The 17,413-nt window shown below is 65.5% G+C and carries 15 protein-coding genes; 5 read left to right on the top strand and 10 right to left on the bottom strand.

Going from position 1 to position 17,413, the window contains the following annotated elements; all coding sequences use genetic code 11:
- Positions 1-44: 44 nt before the first annotated feature.
- From ACFQO4_RS15270 to ACFQO4_RS15280, 3 genes are all read right to left on the bottom strand, one after another.
- Entirely contained in the window at positions 45-530 is a 486-nt protein-coding gene (locus ACFQO4_RS15270; RefSeq protein WP_500261725.1) for a metal-dependent hydrolase, read from the bottom strand.
- Between the two features lie 236 nt (positions 531-766).
- Complete coding sequence (locus ACFQO4_RS15275; RefSeq protein WP_500261726.1) at positions 767-1,393, bottom strand: CinA family protein; 627 nt, start codon at positions 1,391-1,393, stop codon at positions 767-769.
- A gap of 182 nt (positions 1,394-1,575) precedes the next feature.
- On the bottom strand, positions 1,576-2,007 hold the full coding sequence (locus ACFQO4_RS15280) for a nuclear transport factor 2 family protein (RefSeq protein WP_500261727.1): 432 nt from the start codon (positions 2,005-2,007) through the stop codon (positions 1,576-1,578).
- 101 nt (positions 2,008-2,108) lie between these two features.
- Between ACFQO4_RS15280 and ACFQO4_RS15285 the strand changes: the two genes are divergently transcribed.
- Positions 2,109-3,209, top strand: coding sequence for a pyridoxal phosphate-dependent aminotransferase (locus ACFQO4_RS15285; protein WP_500261728.1), 1,101 nt, complete (start codon positions 2,109-2,111; stop codon positions 3,207-3,209).
- A gap of 99 nt (positions 3,210-3,308) precedes the next feature.
- A complete protein-coding gene (locus ACFQO4_RS15290) occupies positions 3,309-4,469 on the top strand; it encodes an ArsA family ATPase (protein ID WP_500261729.1) in 1,161 nt (386 codons plus the stop codon).
- Positions 4,470-4,471: 2 nt separating this feature from the next.
- On the opposite strand, the gene ACFQO4_RS15295 is transcribed toward ACFQO4_RS15290, so the two are convergent.
- Positions 4,472-4,687 carry a hypothetical protein gene (locus ACFQO4_RS15295; RefSeq protein ID WP_500261730.1) on the bottom strand — a complete coding sequence of 72 codons (216 nt, stop codon included), beginning with the start codon at positions 4,685-4,687 and terminating at the stop codon, positions 4,472-4,474.
- 310 nt (positions 4,688-4,997) lie between these two features.
- Between ACFQO4_RS15295 and ACFQO4_RS15300 the strand changes: the two genes are divergently transcribed.
- The gene (locus ACFQO4_RS15300) at positions 4,998-6,419 is read left to right on the top strand and encodes a heme o synthase (RefSeq protein WP_500261731.1); all 1,422 of its coding nucleotides are present in this window, start codon (positions 4,998-5,000) and stop codon (positions 6,417-6,419) included.
- A gap of 243 nt (positions 6,420-6,662) precedes the next feature.
- Positions 6,663-7,124 (top strand): SPW repeat protein, encoded by a 462-nt coding sequence (locus ACFQO4_RS15305; RefSeq protein WP_500261732.1) that lies wholly within the window; start codon positions 6,663-6,665, stop codon positions 7,122-7,124.
- A gap of 127 nt (positions 7,125-7,251) precedes the next feature.
- Here ACFQO4_RS15305 and ACFQO4_RS15310 read toward each other — a convergent pair whose 3' ends face one another.
- The 5 genes from ACFQO4_RS15310 to ACFQO4_RS15330 form a co-directional block, all read right to left on the bottom strand.
- Entirely contained in the window at positions 7,252-8,208 is a 957-nt protein-coding gene (locus ACFQO4_RS15310; RefSeq protein WP_253429653.1) for a TIGR03557 family F420-dependent LLM class oxidoreductase, read from the bottom strand.
- 196 nt (positions 8,209-8,404) lie between these two features.
- The gene (locus ACFQO4_RS15315; RefSeq protein ID WP_500261733.1) at positions 8,405-9,484 is read right to left on the bottom strand and encodes a sugar ABC transporter permease; all 1,080 of its coding nucleotides are present in this window, start codon (positions 9,482-9,484) and stop codon (positions 8,405-8,407) included.
- A gap of 2 nt (positions 9,485-9,486) precedes the next feature.
- Complete coding sequence (locus ACFQO4_RS15320) at positions 9,487-10,416, bottom strand: carbohydrate ABC transporter permease (RefSeq protein ID WP_500261734.1); 930 nt, start codon at positions 10,414-10,416, stop codon at positions 9,487-9,489.
- Positions 10,417-10,493: 77 nt separating this feature from the next.
- Complete coding sequence (locus tag ACFQO4_RS15325; protein ID WP_500261735.1) at positions 10,494-11,822, bottom strand: extracellular solute-binding protein; 1,329 nt, start codon at positions 11,820-11,822, stop codon at positions 10,494-10,496.
- Positions 11,823-11,898: 76 nt separating this feature from the next.
- Complete coding sequence (locus tag ACFQO4_RS15330; RefSeq protein WP_500261736.1) at positions 11,899-14,379, bottom strand: glycoside hydrolase family 15 protein; 2,481 nt, start codon at positions 14,377-14,379, stop codon at positions 11,899-11,901.
- A gap of 227 nt (positions 14,380-14,606) precedes the next feature.
- Here ACFQO4_RS15330 and ACFQO4_RS15335 point away from each other — a divergent pair, with 227 nt between their 5' ends.
- Positions 14,607-15,737, top strand: coding sequence for an ABC transporter ATP-binding protein (locus ACFQO4_RS15335; protein WP_500261737.1), 1,131 nt, complete (start codon positions 14,607-14,609; stop codon positions 15,735-15,737).
- A 69-nt stretch (positions 15,738-15,806) separates the two neighbouring features.
- Here the strand turns inward: ACFQO4_RS15335 and ACFQO4_RS15340 are convergent, their stop codons facing one another.
- Positions 15,807-17,288, bottom strand: coding sequence for a cobyric acid synthase (locus tag ACFQO4_RS15340; protein ID WP_500261738.1), 1,482 nt, complete (start codon positions 17,286-17,288; stop codon positions 15,807-15,809).
- Positions 17,289-17,413: the final 125 nt, after the last annotated feature.

Raw genomic sequence — 17,413 nt, forward strand, 5'->3', positions numbered from 1 at the left:
CGTTGTCACCGAGTTTCTGAGCAGCGCCGAGTTTCGAGAACCGGCTACACCCCGAGCATCGCGCGCGCCGTCTCACTCGCCCAGACGTCTGCCCGGTAGATGACGGCCGCGGCGATCAGCAGTTCGCCGGCCGTGACGAGGACCGTCACCAGGTCCGCCTGCCGGCTCGTGACGGCGACGCCGACGGGGAGACCGAACTCCCGCTTCCAGACCGGATAGAACAGGGCGATGCCGCGCTTGCTCCCGGCGACGTCGAGCACGTAGTGAGTCAGGATGCCGAGCCAGACCCACTCGAGGTTGCCGAAATAGAACGGGAAGGCGGCGAACCCCACCAGGATGGGTAGGTTGTGCAGCGTCTTGCGGTGGCGGCCGAACGCCGTGTCCACGTCCGGGAACAGTGCCCCGAGCGTGACGGGCACGCCCACCTCGAGCACAGTCGCGAAGGTCATCTCGTCCCCGGTCGGCTCGAGGAGGTACGCCAGCCCGATGCCCAGGAGGGCGGCGTTGAGCACGTGTCCTTTCTTGTTCATCGACTCGGTCTGTGTAGCCGAGGGAGAAAAACCTGTCTTCGTGACGGTCAGCGGGGTTAGAACCGACCTCGCGTTCGGGCGATCGCAAGCCGTCTCGCCACGAGTGACGCCAAGTAGACTTGCCCCCGTTCGCTCAGGTGTTTCCGTACCCTTCGCTCGAGGGATCGTCCCCATCGCCGGGCGGTTCGCCTTTACTATAGAATCTATACTATATCAGTATCGATAGTATAGTTATATCACGAAGTCGATTCGGAGTCGGATTCGGGCCCGGACTCGAGCACCGCCTGCAACCGCTCGAGAGCGGTTCGAACCGTCTGCATGCGAACGTCGTGTCGGTCGCCGTCGAACTGGTGGCGCGTCGCCGTCGCGAACGAGGTTTCGGTCCCCCAGGGGCCAGCGTAGGCGACCCCGATGAAGACCGTCCCGACCGGTGTCTCCGCGGTTCCGCCGCTCGGACCGGCGACGCCCGTGATCGAGAGTCCCCACGTGGCGTCCGTAACGTCGCGAACCCCCCGTGCCATCTCGAGGGCCACGGGTTCGGAGACGGCGCCGTGTTCGTCCAGCGACTCCCGGGAGACGCCGAGGTGGCGGCGCTTCGCGTCGTAGGCGTAGACGACGTGCCCGCTGTCGAAGTAGTCGCTCGAACCGGGAACCGCCGTGATCGCGCCCCCGAGGAGGCCCCCCGTGCAGGACTCGGCGACGGCGAGGGTGTCACCGCGCTCGCGGAGCCGTTCGCCCACCCCGGAAACGAGGTCGAGCGGTGGGTCGAACTGCACCGCTCCAGACGCCGAACCGGTTCGGGTAGCGGGATCCGTCGGCGACGATTCGGCAGGTCGGTCCGAATCGACGTTGGCGTTGCTCATGTCTTACCAGATGGGAGCCACTGCCGTGAATAGTGGGGTTGACGAGTCGAGACGAGGGCGGGAGGCGCTCGAGCCCGAGCCAGACTGCGACTCGACGGTTAGTGGCGTTTCAAGCCTGAACTGATGGGTGAAACCGATAGCATTCGTCCGGTTTCACGCATCAGTCGATGCCTGCAAGGGTCCTATACCGTGTCGCGGTCCGTGTACGTCCATCGGTTCTCGATTACGCCCTCGGGGCTCAGTTCGTGGAAGTCCGCGAAGCCGAATGAAACGGTCTCGCCGTCCTGAACGCCCGAGAACCGTCCGCGGACGGCCACCCGATTGCCGCCGCTGTCGTCGTCTCCAGCATCCCCAGGGTCGTCTCCAGTATCGCTGGCGTCCACGATCACCGCGTCGAGGCGGTGCTCGCCGTCCTCGAGGGGGCGGTCGCGCTCGTAGAAGGTTCGAAGTTCCTCGCGGCCCTCGATCGGATCCTGTCCGGGGCGTTCGTAGGTAATCGTCTCCGAGAAGAGTTCGAGCAGTCCCTCGACGTCGTCGGCGTCGACGCGGTCGTAGTAGCGCCGCACGAGCGCCTCGGGGTCGATGCCGTTGGGCGTGTCATCCAGCGGAGGCATGGCACATCACACGCACTCGAGGGCAATGGTTCTATGGCATCGGCCCCCGGTCGGAACCGCGTGACGAAAGAATCACCATCTCCGACGGCGCACGAGCGCACATGGAGTACGAAACGCCCCTCTTCTTTCACGTCATGGGCTACGCCGCCGAGGCCGACCGGGACGTCGTCGACATGGTCAGCGGTAACCCCGACTGGGAACCGCCGCAGGCCCTCCGGGACGGCCTCCACGAGTACGCCGACCTCGAGAGCGAGTATTTTCAGTACCCGCCCAGCGAAGGGCTTCGAAGCCTCCGCGAGGAGATCGCGACCCGCCGGGGCGTCGACCTCGAGCAGGTCGTCGTCACGAATGGGGCCGGCGAGGCGAACTACCTGGCGATGGCCCGGGCGCTGGAGCGCGACGCAGGATCCGAGGTGATCCTGACCGATCCCGTCTACTCGTACTACCCGGGCAAGACGACGATGCTCGGTGGCGAACCCCGCTACGTCGAGGCGGCCGAAGATGGCCAACTCGAGCCGGAGGCGGTCCGCGAGGTGGCAAACGAGGAGACAGCCGCCATCGTCGTCAACACCCCGAACAACCCCACCGGCGCGGTCTACCCCGAGTCCACGGTTCGCGAACTCGTCGCCATCGCCGAGGAGAACGACGCGATCCTCGTCGCCGACGAGGTGTACGATCACTACGACCTCTCCGGGACGTTCTCGAGCGCGCTCGAGGTCGACTCCGACCACCGGATCGTCACCAACGCGTTCTCGAAGTCACTGGCGATCACGGGCTTTCGCGTCGGCTACGCCATCTTCCCGCCCCATCTCGTCGAGGACGCCAAAAGTCGCCACATGCTGGTGAACGTCGCCGGAAGCGCTCCGGCCCAGTACGCCGTCCTCCAGGCGCTCCGGGAGACCGGCCCGGAGTACTACGAGGCCAATCGCGAACTGCTCCGCGAGCGTGTCGACACATTCACCGCGGCGCTCGAGGCGGCCGGCGCCGAGTACACCCGTCCCGACGGTGCGTTCTACGTCCTGGCCAGATTCGAGGGGTATCCGGGCACGCTCGGGAACGTCGAGCGCCTGATCGACGAGGCCGGCGTCGCCGGGATGCCCGGCGAGGCCTTCGGCACCGCCCGCGAGGACTGGCTCCGATTCGCGCTCGTGACGCCGCGACTCGAGGAGGCCGCCGATCGGTTGGCCGAGTACTTCGGCTGATCGCTGCTCCGTATTCGCTGCTCGCAACTCGCTAATCGCTACTCAACTCGAGCACTCGCAACCGACGGGTACTCGTGGCTCCGACCGATAGCCTCGAGCATGAGCGGACTCGATGTCGATCCCGTCGACGAGACCGACGCGGCCGAAGACGAGGACAACACGATCGAAGTGACGCCGACGGAATCGGTCGACGACGGGGCCGACGAGGATGTGGACGCGAGCGCGGACACAGGCCGACGGACAATCGACGTCGAGCCATCCGACGAACCTGTCGACGGCCCCGCGTACGTCCTCTACGGTGGGAAAGGCGGCGTTGGCAAGACGACCATGGCCGCCGCGACGGCCCTCGACAGCGCGAAACGCGGAACCGCGACGCTCGTCGTCTCGACCGACCCGGCCCACTCCCTCTCCGATACCTTCGAGACCGAGATTGGAACCAGACCCGAGCGCCTCCGCGAGGATATCCCGCTGTTCGCCGCCGAGATCGACCCCGACGCCGCCCTCGAGGAGGGCCAGGCCGCGTTCATGGCCGAGGGCGGCCCCGACGCGCTGGGCGGCCTCGGCCAGTTCATGGGCGAGGACACGCCGATGGACATGCTCTTCGGGGGAACGATGCCGGGCGCCGACGAGGCCGCCGCGATGCAGACCCTCCTCGAGTACCTCGACGACGACCGGTTCGACCGCGTAGTGGTCGACACCGCCCCGACGGGCCATACCCTCCGATTGCTCCAGTTGCCGGAGATCATGGACACGATGATGGGCCGGATCATCAGCTTCCGCCAGCGCGTCGGGAGCATGGTCGACGGGATCAAGGGAATGTTCGGCGGCGCTGGCGAAGCAGGGGAAAACGACCTCCAGGACCTCGAGATCCTCCGGGAGCGCATCGAACGCCTTCGTGCCGTGTTGCAGGACCCCGAGCGAACCGACTTCCGGATCGTCATGGTCCCCGAAGAGATGAGCGTCCTCGAGTCGAAGCGCCTGCGCGCCCAGTTGAACGAGTTCGACATTCCGGTCGGCACCGTCGTCGTCAATCGCGTGATGGAGCCGCTGGCTGAAGTCACCGACGACGTCGAGGGCGAGTTTCTGCAGCCAGATCTCGACTCCTGTGCGTTCTGCCAGCGCCGCTGGGACGTCCAGCAGAACGCGCTGATGGAGGCCCAGGACCTCTTTCGCGCGACCGACGTGCGGCGAGTGCCGCTGTTCGCCGAGGAGGTCAAGGGCGAGTCGATGCTCGAGGTCGTGGCGGCCTGTTTGCGGTGAGCTCAGGTAACTCCCAGGAGAACCAGTCCGAATCCGACGAGCGTAATCACCACGCCCGACCCCTTCATCACGCGAATCCGGTCGTCCCTCGAGACGCCGGCCGAGGCCGCGGCGCCAAGCCCGCGTTCGGCCTGTGCGTCGACCATCCGTGGCGCCATCCGAATCCCGGCGACGCCGCTGATCACCAGCGCCGCGCCGATGACGGCGAGGACGTTCATCGATGGTCGGCCTCCGTTCGGGGTGCTTCTCCGGTTGCTACGGATCTCGAGGAGCGAGGGTTTCGTCGAGTGAACATACGTGTCTCGACGGGGCATCTCGAGGGGCAAATGCGTCCCGATATCGAGTACCGTTCGTCGAACGCACGGTCGTCGCGGTGAGTGGACAGACAGCCGAGTGACGAATCGGACGGCCGAGCGGAGGCGCCGACTCGAGCGAAAGCGCCGACTCGAGCGAGTGCGAACGATGGACGGGCGAGCGGAAAAAGCGGGACCCCTAAATACGCGGAGACGAACCCTCCTCTAGAGACACGTGTCATCGCCGCCGTTCCCTCGTCCGATCGAGACGCGCTCGCGATTCGCCGGATTGCTGGCAGCGACCGCCGTCGGCGTCTACCTCCTGGTGATCGTCGGCGCGACCACGTCGCTGACGGACGCCGTCACCGCGTGCACGTCCTGGCCGGTGTGTGCCCCGCCTACCGACCCGCTGAGCCAGACCGAACTTGCGATCGCGTGGGGCCACCGCGTCGCCGCCGTTCTCGTCGGCCTCCTGCTGATCGGCACGACCCTCGTGGCCGCGATCGGCGACGCCACCCGGCGCGTCCGCTACACCCTGTACGCCGCCGTCGCCCTGTACCCGGTCCAGGTCGCCGTCGGCGCGCTCACGGCGACGATGGGATCACAGGCGCTGATCCCCGGATTACACCTCACCATCGGCGTCGCCATCTTCGCGTTCGTCGTCCTCGCACTCGCGTGGGAGCTCGAGGTCACCACCGGCTCGAGCGACGACCGGATGGAGCCGCCGGAACCGATCGACACCGGCGACGCCCCGCCCCGACAGCTTCCCGACGGCGGGCTCGCCAGAGCCCGTCTCACCGCCTATGCCTACTTCAAGATGATGAAGCCGCGGCTCATGTGGCTGCTGTGCCTGGTCGCCGCCGCCGGCATGGCGCTGGCCGCTGGCCCGGACCTCGAGGCCTCGACCATCGTCGCGACCCTCGGCGGCGGCGTCCTTGCCATCGGCGCCTCGGGGACGTTCAACCACGTCCTCGAGCGCGACGTCGACCAGCGAATGTCCCGGACAGCCGACCGCCCGCTGGCGACCGACCTGATTCCGGTCCGGAACGCCCTGCTGTTCGGGTTGTTCCTGACGGCCGCTTCGATGACGGTCTTCCTGTCGATCAACGCGCTGGCGGCCGCCCTCGGCCTCGTGGCCATCCTCTTTTACAGCGTCGTCTACACGCTCTTGCTCAAGCCGAACACCGTCCAGAACACGGTCATCGGCGGATTCGCTGGGGCACTCCCGGCGCTGATCGGCTGGGCCGCCGTCACCAACGAGATCGGCGTCCCCGCCCTGGCGCTGGCGGGCCTGATCTTCCTCTGGACGCCCGCACACTTCTACAATCTCGCGCTGGCCTACCGAGACGACTACGCCCGCGGCGGCTTCCCGATGATGCCCGTCGTCCGGGGCGAAACCGTCACGCGAAAGCACATCCTCTACTACATCGGGGCGACGCTCGTCGGCGCGGTCGCGCTCGTCTGGCTCACGGACCTCGGTGCGCTCTACTCTGTCACGGTCGTGTGCTTCGGCGGCCTCTTCCTCTGGTTCGCCGTCGACCTCCACTTCGAGCAGACCGAACGGGCCGCGTTCCGCGCGTTCCACGCCTCGAACGCGTTCCTCGGGGCCGTCCTCGTGGCGATTCTGGTCGACGCGCTCGTCGCCGTTGGCGCGTGATCCCAGGGACAGTAACCCGCCGTTATCGATCCCGACGCGCCCCAGTCGACTGTCTACGCCGAGCCTTCCGTTTTCGTGGTACCTCGAGTCGCCGATAATCCTGGATTAGTCGTCCAGACCGCCGATCGCCGACTCGTGTGGTAGTTGTAGCCGGCAGAGCGTAGCCTCGAGGCCGCGAACTAGCAGCTCGAACGGTCGACCGCCTTTTTTGGCGCCCTGGTTGGAGCCGACTCGAGGACAATCATGAGCGACTCATCACGCGGTTCGACGGATCCGAGAGCCGACGACCGATCGACACGAACAGCGACGCGAGGGGACACGAGCGGCCAGAAGTGGCTCAGCGGGTTCGTCTCGCTGATAGGCCTCTGGATCGCGGTCTCACCGTTCGTCTACGGGACGTCCGAGACGGCCATCTGGAACAACGTGCTCGTGGGCGCGTCGATCTTCCTGCTCGCCGGCTACAACTACTACCGGATCCAGACGGCTCACCCCTCGAGTACGCCCGCCATGGCACTCGTGACGATCCTGGGACTGTGGATGCTGCTCTCGCCGTTCGTGCTCGCGTACGGCACCGATACCGGCGGCGCCTACTGGAGCACCATCGTCTCGGGTGCCCTGACGGCGCTGCTCGCCGGCTACGTCGCCTACGCCGGGAGCCGTACGCCGACCGCAGCCGGAGTGGACGTGGCCGAAGGTTCCCGGTGACGGCGTCCATCAGCGGAGACGGCCGAGGGTGCTCGCTGACAGTGTCTGCCTAGCGAGACGGTCGAGGCGTCTCGAGGGTGTGACCGATCGCACCGAGCGCGACCCGACACCGCCCTCGGACCCAAATCTACCTGACTTCCGGCAGCACCGTCTCCGCGTAGAACTCGATCGCGCGCTCTTCCTCGTCGCCGATCTGGTGGACGTAGACGTGGTCGAATCCGGCCTCCACCGCCTCCTCGAGCGAGTCGACGTGTGCGTCGGGGTCGGGATCGGTCACTGTCGATCCCTCCGCGATGTCCTCCTTCTCGACCATCTGGGTGGCCTGCTCGAAGTGGGCCGGACTCGGAAGCGCCTGGCTCAACTCGCCCGGGAGCGCGCCGTTCGGCCACATTTCATACACCGTGTCGACCGCCTCCTCCTCGCTGTCGGCGTAACAGACGTCGAGCTGGGTGTAGGTCGGTCCGTCTCCGCCGGCGTCCTCGTAGGCCTCGATGACCTCCTCCTGCGGGCCGACGGTCCAGAGGCCATCACCTTCCGCGGCGGCCATCCTAGCAGTTTTCGGACCGAACGCCGAGACCACCACGTCGGGGTCCTCGTCGGGCACGGTGTAGAGCCTCGCGTCCTCGACCGTGAAGTGCTCCCCGTGGAAGCTGATCGGCTCGCCCGTCCAGAGCTCGCGCATGACGTGGATGGCCTCGTCGAGCATCTCGAGGCGAACCGAGTGCTCGGGCCAGCGCTCGCCGACGACGTGCTCGTTCAGGTTCTCGCCGGTTCCGACCCCGAAGGTGAACCGGCCGTCGGCCAGCTCCTGGACCGTCGCGACGGCCTGGGCGACGTTGACCGGGTGGATGCGGACGATGGGACAGGTGACGCCGACGCCAATTTCGATCTCCTCGGTTTCACGGGCGATCGCGCCGAGCGTGCTCCAGACGAACGGGGACTCGCCCTGGGCGCTAATCCAGGGGTGGAAGTGATCCGAGATGGAGACGAAGTCGAAGCCGGCCTCCTCGGCGGCGACCGCGAGATCGACGAGTCGGTCGGGGCCCTGTTCCTCGCTCGAGAGCGTGTACCCGAACTGGGTCATGTCCATTCGTTTCACGGGCCACGGGAGTAGTCGCTACACTTGCATACGCCACTCGCCGGCGGTGGTCGTCTCGAGGCCCACCAGGTGGCGACAATGTCGGAACCAACTCACGTGAGCGTCCCACTGTGGGCCGTGAAAACTGAGGACGCCGTGGAACGTGAAAAACTGGAGAACGTCGCTCGAGGTCAGGCTACCCCTACCCCGAGACGCCGCCGAAGGAGAGTCCACTCTCGATGTAGCGCTGGGCGAACATGTAGACGAACACGATGGGCGAGGCGTACACCAGTGCGAACGCCGAGAACCGTCCCCACGGCACCGTGTAGGTGTCGACCAGGCTGAACAGCCCGACTGGGAGCGTGTAGTTCTCGGGGCGTAACACCAGCTGGGCGACGATAAACTCCATCCACCCGGTGAGGAAGATGAAGATGAAGATCGTCGCCAGCCCCGGCTTGGCCAGCGGCAGGACAATCTCCCAGGCGACGCGGAACGGGGAGGCCCCGTCCATGATCGCCGCCTCCTCGTAGGAGACCGGGATCGAGTCCATGTACGTCTTCAACAGCCAGGTGTTGAACGGTACGGCCATCGCCGCGTAGTAGACCGCCAACACGAGTTTGTTGTTGGTGAGCCCGGTGCTCGAGAAGATCGTGTACAGGGCGATCAGCGCCGCGATGCCGAGGCCACCGCCGATCTGGGTGAACAGAATGTAGCCGTAGAGCAGTTTCATCCGGCCGGCGAACTCCCGGCGGGAGAACGCGTAGGCGGCCGGGACGATGAGCGACATGGCGATCACGACAGTGGCGACGCCGATGTACAGGCTGTTCCAGAAGTACCTGGGGAAGTCAGACGTCGTGTCGACGTAGTTGCTCGCGTCGAGGAAGACGATGCGCGGCCACTCGAGGTAGTACACGACGTCGGTGAAGGGAACGGCGATCCGGACGATTGCACCGGGAATGTACAGGTCGCCGACGACCCAGACGAACGCCTCCGGACTGAATTCCTTGGGGATTAAGCCCGCGCTGTCGGTGGAGTAAAGCGTGGCCCCGTCTCCTTGCAGAGCGATCATGAGCACCCAGTAGATGGGGATCAACAGCACGAACACGAAGACGAGCGTTGCGAGCGTCGAGAGGGCGGGAATCAACACGTCCCGCGGCGAGATCGTTCCCCGCTTGACCCCCTCGATCGTGTACTCTACGTCGGCCCTGAATTCGGCTGGTTTGTCGATTGCCGTGCGTACGTCGCGTGCGAGTTTTCGGCGAATGCTTTCGAGCATCGTCATGGTTAGTTCACCCCCTCCGCCAGTTGTCCCTTCCAGACCGCGGCGAGCATGAAGATGCCGATGAAGACGACGGCGGTCATCATGATCGCGGCCCCGGCCCCGTAGGCGTCGAACGTGAACGCTTCACGGTAGCCGTACAGGATGATGAGTTCGTTCGCTCGACCCGGTCCGCCCCGGTTGAACACGTAGGGAATCAGGAACTGGGTGAACGACGCCGCAGCGGTCAAGATTGCCGCGAACATTACGGGTCGTTTGATCGACGGCACGGTTACGTTCAGGAACCGGTGAACAAAGCCGGCGCCGTCGACTTTCGCGGCGTCGATCAGGTCGTCCGGGACGGCCTGGAGCGCGCTCACGGTGATGATGACCATGAAGGGGTACGCCAGCCACATCTCGGTCAGCAGGTAGGTCCCGAACGCGAGCCATCGGTCATTGAACCACGATTTCGGTGCCATGCCGAAGACGGCAATCGCCTGGTTCGCCAGGCCGAACCGAGCCGAGCTGAACACCCCCCTCCAGATGGTGATCGTGAATATCGGCGGCAGGGCCCACGGGATGATGATGATCGACCGGAGATACCGCTTCCCGCGGACACGGTCGCTCGTCACGAGCATCGCGAGGAAGATGCCGAAGGCCACCTTGAGCGTGACGCTTATCGCGACGAACAGCCACGTGATTCCGAGCGAGTTCCAGAAGGCGGGGTCGGACAGAACCGACACGTAATTTTCCAGACCGACGAAGTTCTCCACCCCACGCAGGCCGAAGAAGCCGGTTATTCCGCCGGGGCCGTCCTGGAAGACAGTCGCCGGTTCGGCGTCCGTAAAGGACAGGTAGATCGTAAAAAGGAGCGGGAAGAACATGAAAAGCGAGAAGAAAAACAGGCCCGGCAAGACCAGGAACAACGCGCTGTTGTCACTGATCCATTCCCGCATTGACTCCGGTACTACCGCACGGTACCCGTCCCGTGAGCGCGCTCCGACTGAAGAAAGGCTCATTGGTGGTCAGACGTTCAGTTCCAGGCGTCCTGAATTTGACTCTCGGCGTCGGCCATCGCGTCCTCGACGGACTTGTTGCCGTTGAGAGCCTCGAACCACTCGGTCTCGAGTGGCTCCCAGACGGCCTGGAAGTCGGCGGCGGTCGGCATCGGGTTGCCCTGGTTTACGGCCGCAGAGAAGCCCTGCAGGTTGTCGGACAGTGCATCCGATTCCTCGCCGTCGTCCGCGAAGGCGTTGTGGACCGGGATGAACCCGTGTTTGTCCGCCTGTTCGGCGATCAGGCTCGTGTTGGTCGTGTACCACTCCGCGAAGCCGATTGCCGAGTCGGCTCGCTCCTGGTCTTCGTCCATCGCGGCGGCGAAGTAGAACAGCTGGACGCCCGTGAACGGGCTGGGCTCGTTGCCCTCGACCTCGGGCCACGGTGCGATGCCGTAGTCGAGGTCGTTGTCCTCGAAGTTGCCGAGGTTCCACGGGCCGGTGATGAGGAACGGTGAGTTGCCCTCGATGAACACCGACTGCTGGGCCTCTCCGCCGGGATCGGCCGGCATGTAGTCCCAGACGTTGTCAATGACGTACTGGAAGCCGGCGATGGTCTCGTCGTTCGTGAGGCCGAGTTCGCCCGACTCCTCGTCGTAGTAGTAGCCGCCGAAGCCGTGTGGGAACGCGCTGACGTGGTAAGCGTCCATCGGCCAAGTGAACCCGTAGGTGTTGTCCTCGGGAGCGTGGTGCTCCTCGGCGATCTCGAGCACTTCCTCGAACGTTTCGGGCGCCTCGTCGACGTACTCCTTGTTGTAGACGAGGGCGACGGTTTCGGCCGCGAAGGGCAGGCCGAGGGTCGCGCCGTCGTAGCGCGCCGAGTTCGCGTTCTCCCCGAAGTACTCCTCGGGATCGATGTTGATATTGTCGCTCTGGTCGCTCAGGAAGCCGTTTTCGTAGTACTTCCCGACCCAGTCGTGGGCCCAGACGAACAGTTCGGGGCCGTCGCCGGCGGGGATCGACGCCGTCGTTTGATCCTCGAGTTCCGACACCGCGTTCGGGCTGATCGTGATGTCGTAGCTGCCGTTGAACTCCTCGACGTACGAGGTGAAGGAGTCCTGTTCGCCTTCGCTGAGGTCGTGCCAGAGTTCGGCCTCGCCGGAGACGCCCTCGGGTTCGACGGTCGGCCAGTCTTCGTCCTCCTCGTAGTCTCCGTTGCCGTTCCCGTTGCCGTTTCCATTGCCGTCCCCGTTGCCGTCCCCGTTCCCATCGCCGTTGCCGCTGGGATCTTCGGTACTGATACATCCTGCCAGGGCGCCTGCCGCCGAGGCACCCGCGAGATACTTCACCAGCGTCCTCCTATCCATTGTCATGGTGAATACGTGATGAATTATGACTTCACCTATTTAGTCCTTTGGATGCGGATGCCAACCACACCCGTGGTCACGGCGCGTCCCGATTCGGTCGGAGGACCACGGTCGCCGTGTCGAGGTCCCAGACGGTCTCCTCGAGGCTGACGGCAATGACACGCATCGGTGACGGTGCATCGTCCTTCACGAGCGAGAACCGCCCGTCCGTGACTGCTTTCGTCTCGACTCCTGCATCCGTCTGCGCGACGACGTAGTCGCCATCGGTGGTACCCGACACCGTCTCGCCATCGGCCTCGAGTTCGAGCGTCGGGGTCGCCGAGTCCCTCGAGGTGCGACCACGACCTCGTTTGCGGAAGAAGTCCGCGACTATTTCGGGCGTTTCGACTGGGCGACCGGCGTCGATCGAGTGAGCGAGCCGAACGTACTGGGCGCAGCTCCACGCGAGGGGCGTCGCAGCCGCCGTTCCGCTGCCGAACGTCCAGCCGAACTCGGTCGAGTCTTCGCTGTCCCAGACCTGTTCTGGAAGCATTCGGCCGCTGTTGGCGAAGCCGGTCATCGTCTCCAGGAGGGCCGTCGGCTCGAGGTCGGCGTCGGTCTCGTCGGCGAGCAGTTCGTACTCGCCACGTTCGCCCGTGAAGATGGGCCATAGTCGCCCCTTGCCCGCGTGGGTGAGCGACCAGGGTGCGCCCGCGCCGTCCGGTCCGTCGGCGGTCTGTTCGCCGTAGCCGTCGCCGTTGTAGCGGTACCACGCGGGGCCGTGGGGCGTGTCGACGCGGATCGTCTCGTCGACGACGGCGAGCGAGTTGCGGACGACCTCGTCGTCCCAGGGGTGGATTCCGAGTCGGACCAGCTCGAGAAAGCCCGCGTCGACGATTTCGCGCTCGTCGAGCGTCAGGCCGCCGTTGGCGAGGGTCCGCTCGCTCGTCTCGTCGGGCCGGCCGTCAACGCTCACGCGAACGTAGTAGGGCGCGTCGTGCTCGTCGGTTCCGGAGTCCGTGGCGCACCACTCCTCGACGCCACGCGACCAGTCGTCGGCAACCGCGAGGTAGCGGATGGCGTCCTCGTCCTCGCCCGCGCGGTCGGCGAACCACGCCGCACAGACGAGCCCCGCGATCTCGGCGGCGATCGTGCTCGGAGAGTAGCCCACCTCTTCCTCCCAGCGCTCCTGTTCGCTGTCGGGCCCGCTTCGCAGGATATACTCCGCGATGGTCCGCACGTCGTCGTAGTCGTAGCTGGCCTGATCGAGCCCGTGGCCGTGGCGGTTCGCGAGCTGGTAGGCCATCACGACCGGGAACGAAATATTGTCCAGTTGCTCGCCACCCCATCGCGTGGTCCCCTCGAGGTAGGTGTTCTGGGGGAGGAAGCCGTCGTCCTCGAGCTGGTAGCGAAAGAGGTACGCCGTGGCGTCGATCGCGCTCTCGACGTCGCCCATCGCCTCGAAGGCGGTCGAGACCTGGTAGAGGTCGCGCGACCAGACGAAGTTGTAGCCGTAGTCCGCCGCTTCGGTGGCCTCGACACCAGTCCCCCAGGGGACCGAGGGAGACGCGAGGCCCGCCCCGGCGAACGTCTTGTCCTCGACGGCCTTGAGAGTCATCGCCGCGAAGCCGTACTGGACGCGTCGGTCCGGATCGTCGGCGACGCTCGCGGGGACGTCGAGGTCCGCGAGATACGACCGCCAGGAGTCGACGTAGTCCTCGCGAATCGTCTCGAAGCCGCGCTCGAGTGCGCGCCTCGATTCCGCCCGTGCCGCGTCCGTATCCGCCTCGGTCGCGAATCCGAGCGCGACCTCGGTCTCGAGGGTAGAAACACCCGTCTCGACGCGAGCGCCGAGCGAGACGATTCCCTCGCCCGAAGCCGCGGCCCCGTCGTCCCCCTCGAGCGGTTCCGTCCCGTTCTCGCCGCCCTCGCGGACCGCGGCCCAGTCGAAGCCGTCCGCGGCCTCGAGTGCTAGCGCAACGCGGTAGGGCTCGCCGTCCTGGTCGTGGATGACGGTCGACCCGCCTTCCGTGTCGTACGCGACGAGGCCGTGGTCGCTAGTCTCGCCCACGCGTTCGGCGCGGGTGTGGACGCCTCGTGCGGATGGCGTCGGCTGGCCGACGACGTAGACGTCGTACTCGGTGGGCGCGTCGGCCGCGTCGAAGGCGAGCGAACAGCACAGGGCCTCGCTCTCGGTATCGACGGCGGTTTCGACGGTCAGCGTCCAGTCGTGGCCCGCCGCCGTCTCACGAAACCGGTGCTCGTAGACGAGTGCGTCGTCGGCCGTCGGTGTCACGGTGCGCTCGAGCGAATCGCTCGCGCGCTGGGTTGGTCGACTCGTTCGTGCCACGTAGCCGTCACCGTCGGTGACGACGAACGACAGCGTTCGCAGGTTCATCACGTCCACGCGCGGGAACCGCGGTTCGGTGATCGCTCCGTCGGTCAGAGTACACCAGACACGCGTTGGATCGTCGGTGTCGTAGTCCTGGGGCGTCTCGAGCCCGTACGTTTCGCCGCTCGCCCAGTTCACGGCGGGGAATCGATTCGAGTCGTCGTGGGTCGAATTCGGTGTCGTCATGGGTATCTCAATGCGGTCTGCTCGCGTGCGCGTCGTCGGTCGATGGACGACCTACCCGCGGCCGCTCTCGAGGACTGGTGAAGCGAGTCTCGACCGAAAGTGCCAGCAGCCACTGGAATACGATACCGAATCTCACCCGGCCACAGATAAAAATACTACGAAATAATGCATCATTCGTTTGAAATCGAGGAAAAGAATTATATGTGCGATTCACCCACACCTAGGAAATGGCGAGTCTGAGAGTCGAGGACCTCCGGAAGGAGTACGACCGCGGAGAGATCGTCGCCGTCGACGATCTGAATCTCGAGGTCGAGGACGGCGAGTTCGTCACCGTCGTTGGGCCCTCGGGGTGTGGGAAGACGACGACGCTGCGAATGATCGCTGGCCTCGAAAAACCGACGACCGGGTCGATCTACCTCGGCGACGAGGAGGTCACGAGCCAGAGTGCCCGGGATCGAGACATCGCGATGGTGTTTCAGAATTACGCGCTGTATCCGCACAAGACGGTCTTCCAGAACATGGCCTTCGGCCTGCGGATGAGCACGGACCTGTCGAAAGCCGAGCGAGAGGAGAAAGTCCAGTGGGCAGCCGAGATGATGGACATCGAGGAACTCCTCGACCAGAAGCCCGACGAACTCTCCGGCGGCCAGAAACAGCGCGTCGCCCTCGGGCGAGCGATCGTCCGCGAACCCAAACTCTTCCTGTTCGACGAACCGCTCTCGAACCTCGACGCGAAGCTCCGGACCACGATGCGCGCCGAGATCCAGCGCCTCCAGGACGAACTCGGTATCACCTCCGTCTACGTCACCCACGACCAGGAGGAGGCGATGACCATGGGTGACAAAATCGTCATCCTCAACGACGGCGAACTCCAGCAAGTCGGCGCGCCGACTCACGTCTACGACGAACCCGCGAACGCGTTCGTCGGCGGCTTCGTCGGTTCGCCGTCGATGAACTTCCTCGACATCGTCGCTCGCACGTCCGGCAACTCGCTGGTCCTCACCGACGGCGAGGACTTCCGCTACTCGCTATCGCCCGAGTACGCCGCCGATATCGACGTCGAGGACGGACAGCCGGTCACGCTCGGCATCCGCCCCGAGGACGTCTACACGGCCGATCCCGGTTCGGACGGCATCCAGACGACGGTCGACGTCCTCGAGCCGATCGGGAGCGACAACTACCTCTACCTCGACGTCCACGACGACTTCATCGCTCGCGTCAACGCCGACGTCAAGCCCGCCGTGGGCGAGACCATCGAGATCACCTTCGACGAGTCGAAGATCCGACTCTTCGACCGTGATACCGGTGAGTCGTTGCTCCATCCTCAGCGACGTGAACCAGCGACCCCGGAAGCCTGATCGCGTTTTTTCCGATCACTCACCCCGTTTCCGCAGTGCTGTCGAACGGTTCGACGTTACCGTCGTCGATCAGAACCCGATCGGTCCGAGGTCGACGTGCCTCTCGAGCAGCGACGCCGCTCGGTCGTACGGCGACTCCTCGTCGTCGACCCGGGAACGCGGCCGAGGCACACTCGCCGACTCGAACACCGACGCGAGGAACGCTTCGCGGACGCAATCGTTCTCGAACAGGCCGTGCAGGTAGGTTCCGACCACCAGCCCCGAGGCACAGCTCTCCGGACCGAACGGCTGGGGGGCCGGTGCCGTGAGCGTGGTTCGTCCCATCCGGATCTCGTAACCGGTGACTGTTCCCGCGATGCCGAACGGTCCGTCGCCGCTTACCGACCGCGAGACGCGCTCGACACGCTTCTCGGACGAAAACCGCGTTTCGACCGGTAAGAGCCCGACACCCTCAGCGGTGTCGACGTCTCGGGTGCTCTCGAGGGCGGCATTCTCGAGGCGCTCGCCGAGCAATTGATAGCCGCCACACAGGCCGACGATCGGTCCCTCGAAGGCCCGGAGGTGGTCGTCGAACCCGGCGTCGACGAGCGCCTGCAGATCGTCGACGGTATTCTTCGAGCCCGGAACGATCACCGCATCGGCGTCGGTCAGATCTGCCTCGAGCGGCACGTACTCCACGCGAACGCCCGGTTCGCTACTCAGGGGCTCGAGGTCGGTGAAGTTCGAGATCCGGGGGAGCCGTGGGACCGCTATCGTCACCGATCGACCAGCGGGATCGTCGTCGCCGACGGTACGCGACTCGTTCGCGTTCAGGTCGGGGACGGAGACGCTGTCCTCCGCGGGCAACCCGGGGTCGTCGTGGGGGACCACCCCGAGAATCGGCACGCCGGTCCGGGCTTCGAGTTCCTCGATGCCGGAGGTCAGGAGCGACGGATCGCCCCGAAACTTTGTGATGATCGCACCAGCGACCCGTTCCCGGAGGTCGTCTGGGACGAGCTCGAGCGTCCCGTACAGGCTGGCGAACGCGCCGCCGCGTTCGATATCGACCGCGATAACGACGTCGGCGTCGGCGAACCGCGCGGTTTCGACGTTGGCCAGGTCCCGGTCGTGGAGGTTGATTTCAGCGATGCTTCCGGCCCCTTCCGCGACGATTACGTCGTGATCCGCCGCGAGACGCTCGTGGGACTCCTCGGCGGCGCGTCGGGCGACCGACCAGTGGTCGTCGTAGTACTCCCCGGCACTGACGTTTGCGACCGCCTCGCCGTGAACGATCAGTTGGCTCTCGCCATCCCCTCTCGGTTTCAGCAGAACTGGGTTGACGTCGGTCGACGGAACGACGCCGGCCGCCCGCGACTGGACGTACTGGGATACCCCAATTTCGCCCCACGTCCCGTCGGGCGCGAGTGCCACTCGAGCGTTGTTGCTCATGTTCTGGGCCTTGAATGGGGCCACGGAGACGCCCCGTCGAGCCAGGAGTCGACAGAGTCCAGCCGCGAGCGTGCTCTTGCCGACGTGACTCGCGGTACCGGCGATGAGGACGGTTTCAGTCATTCGTGTTCGACCCCCTCGAGAACGGGGCAGCACGCACCTGTGGTCGTCCGACGCCCACGTTCGTACCGTTCGGTGGCACAGTCCGACGCATTACTGACTCGCTCGGCTGGCGGGCGCAAAATGGT

This window comes from Saliphagus sp. GCM10025334, assembly GCF_042663485.1.
Lineage (GTDB): Archaea > Halobacteriota > Halobacteria > Halobacteriales > Natrialbaceae > Natronosalvus.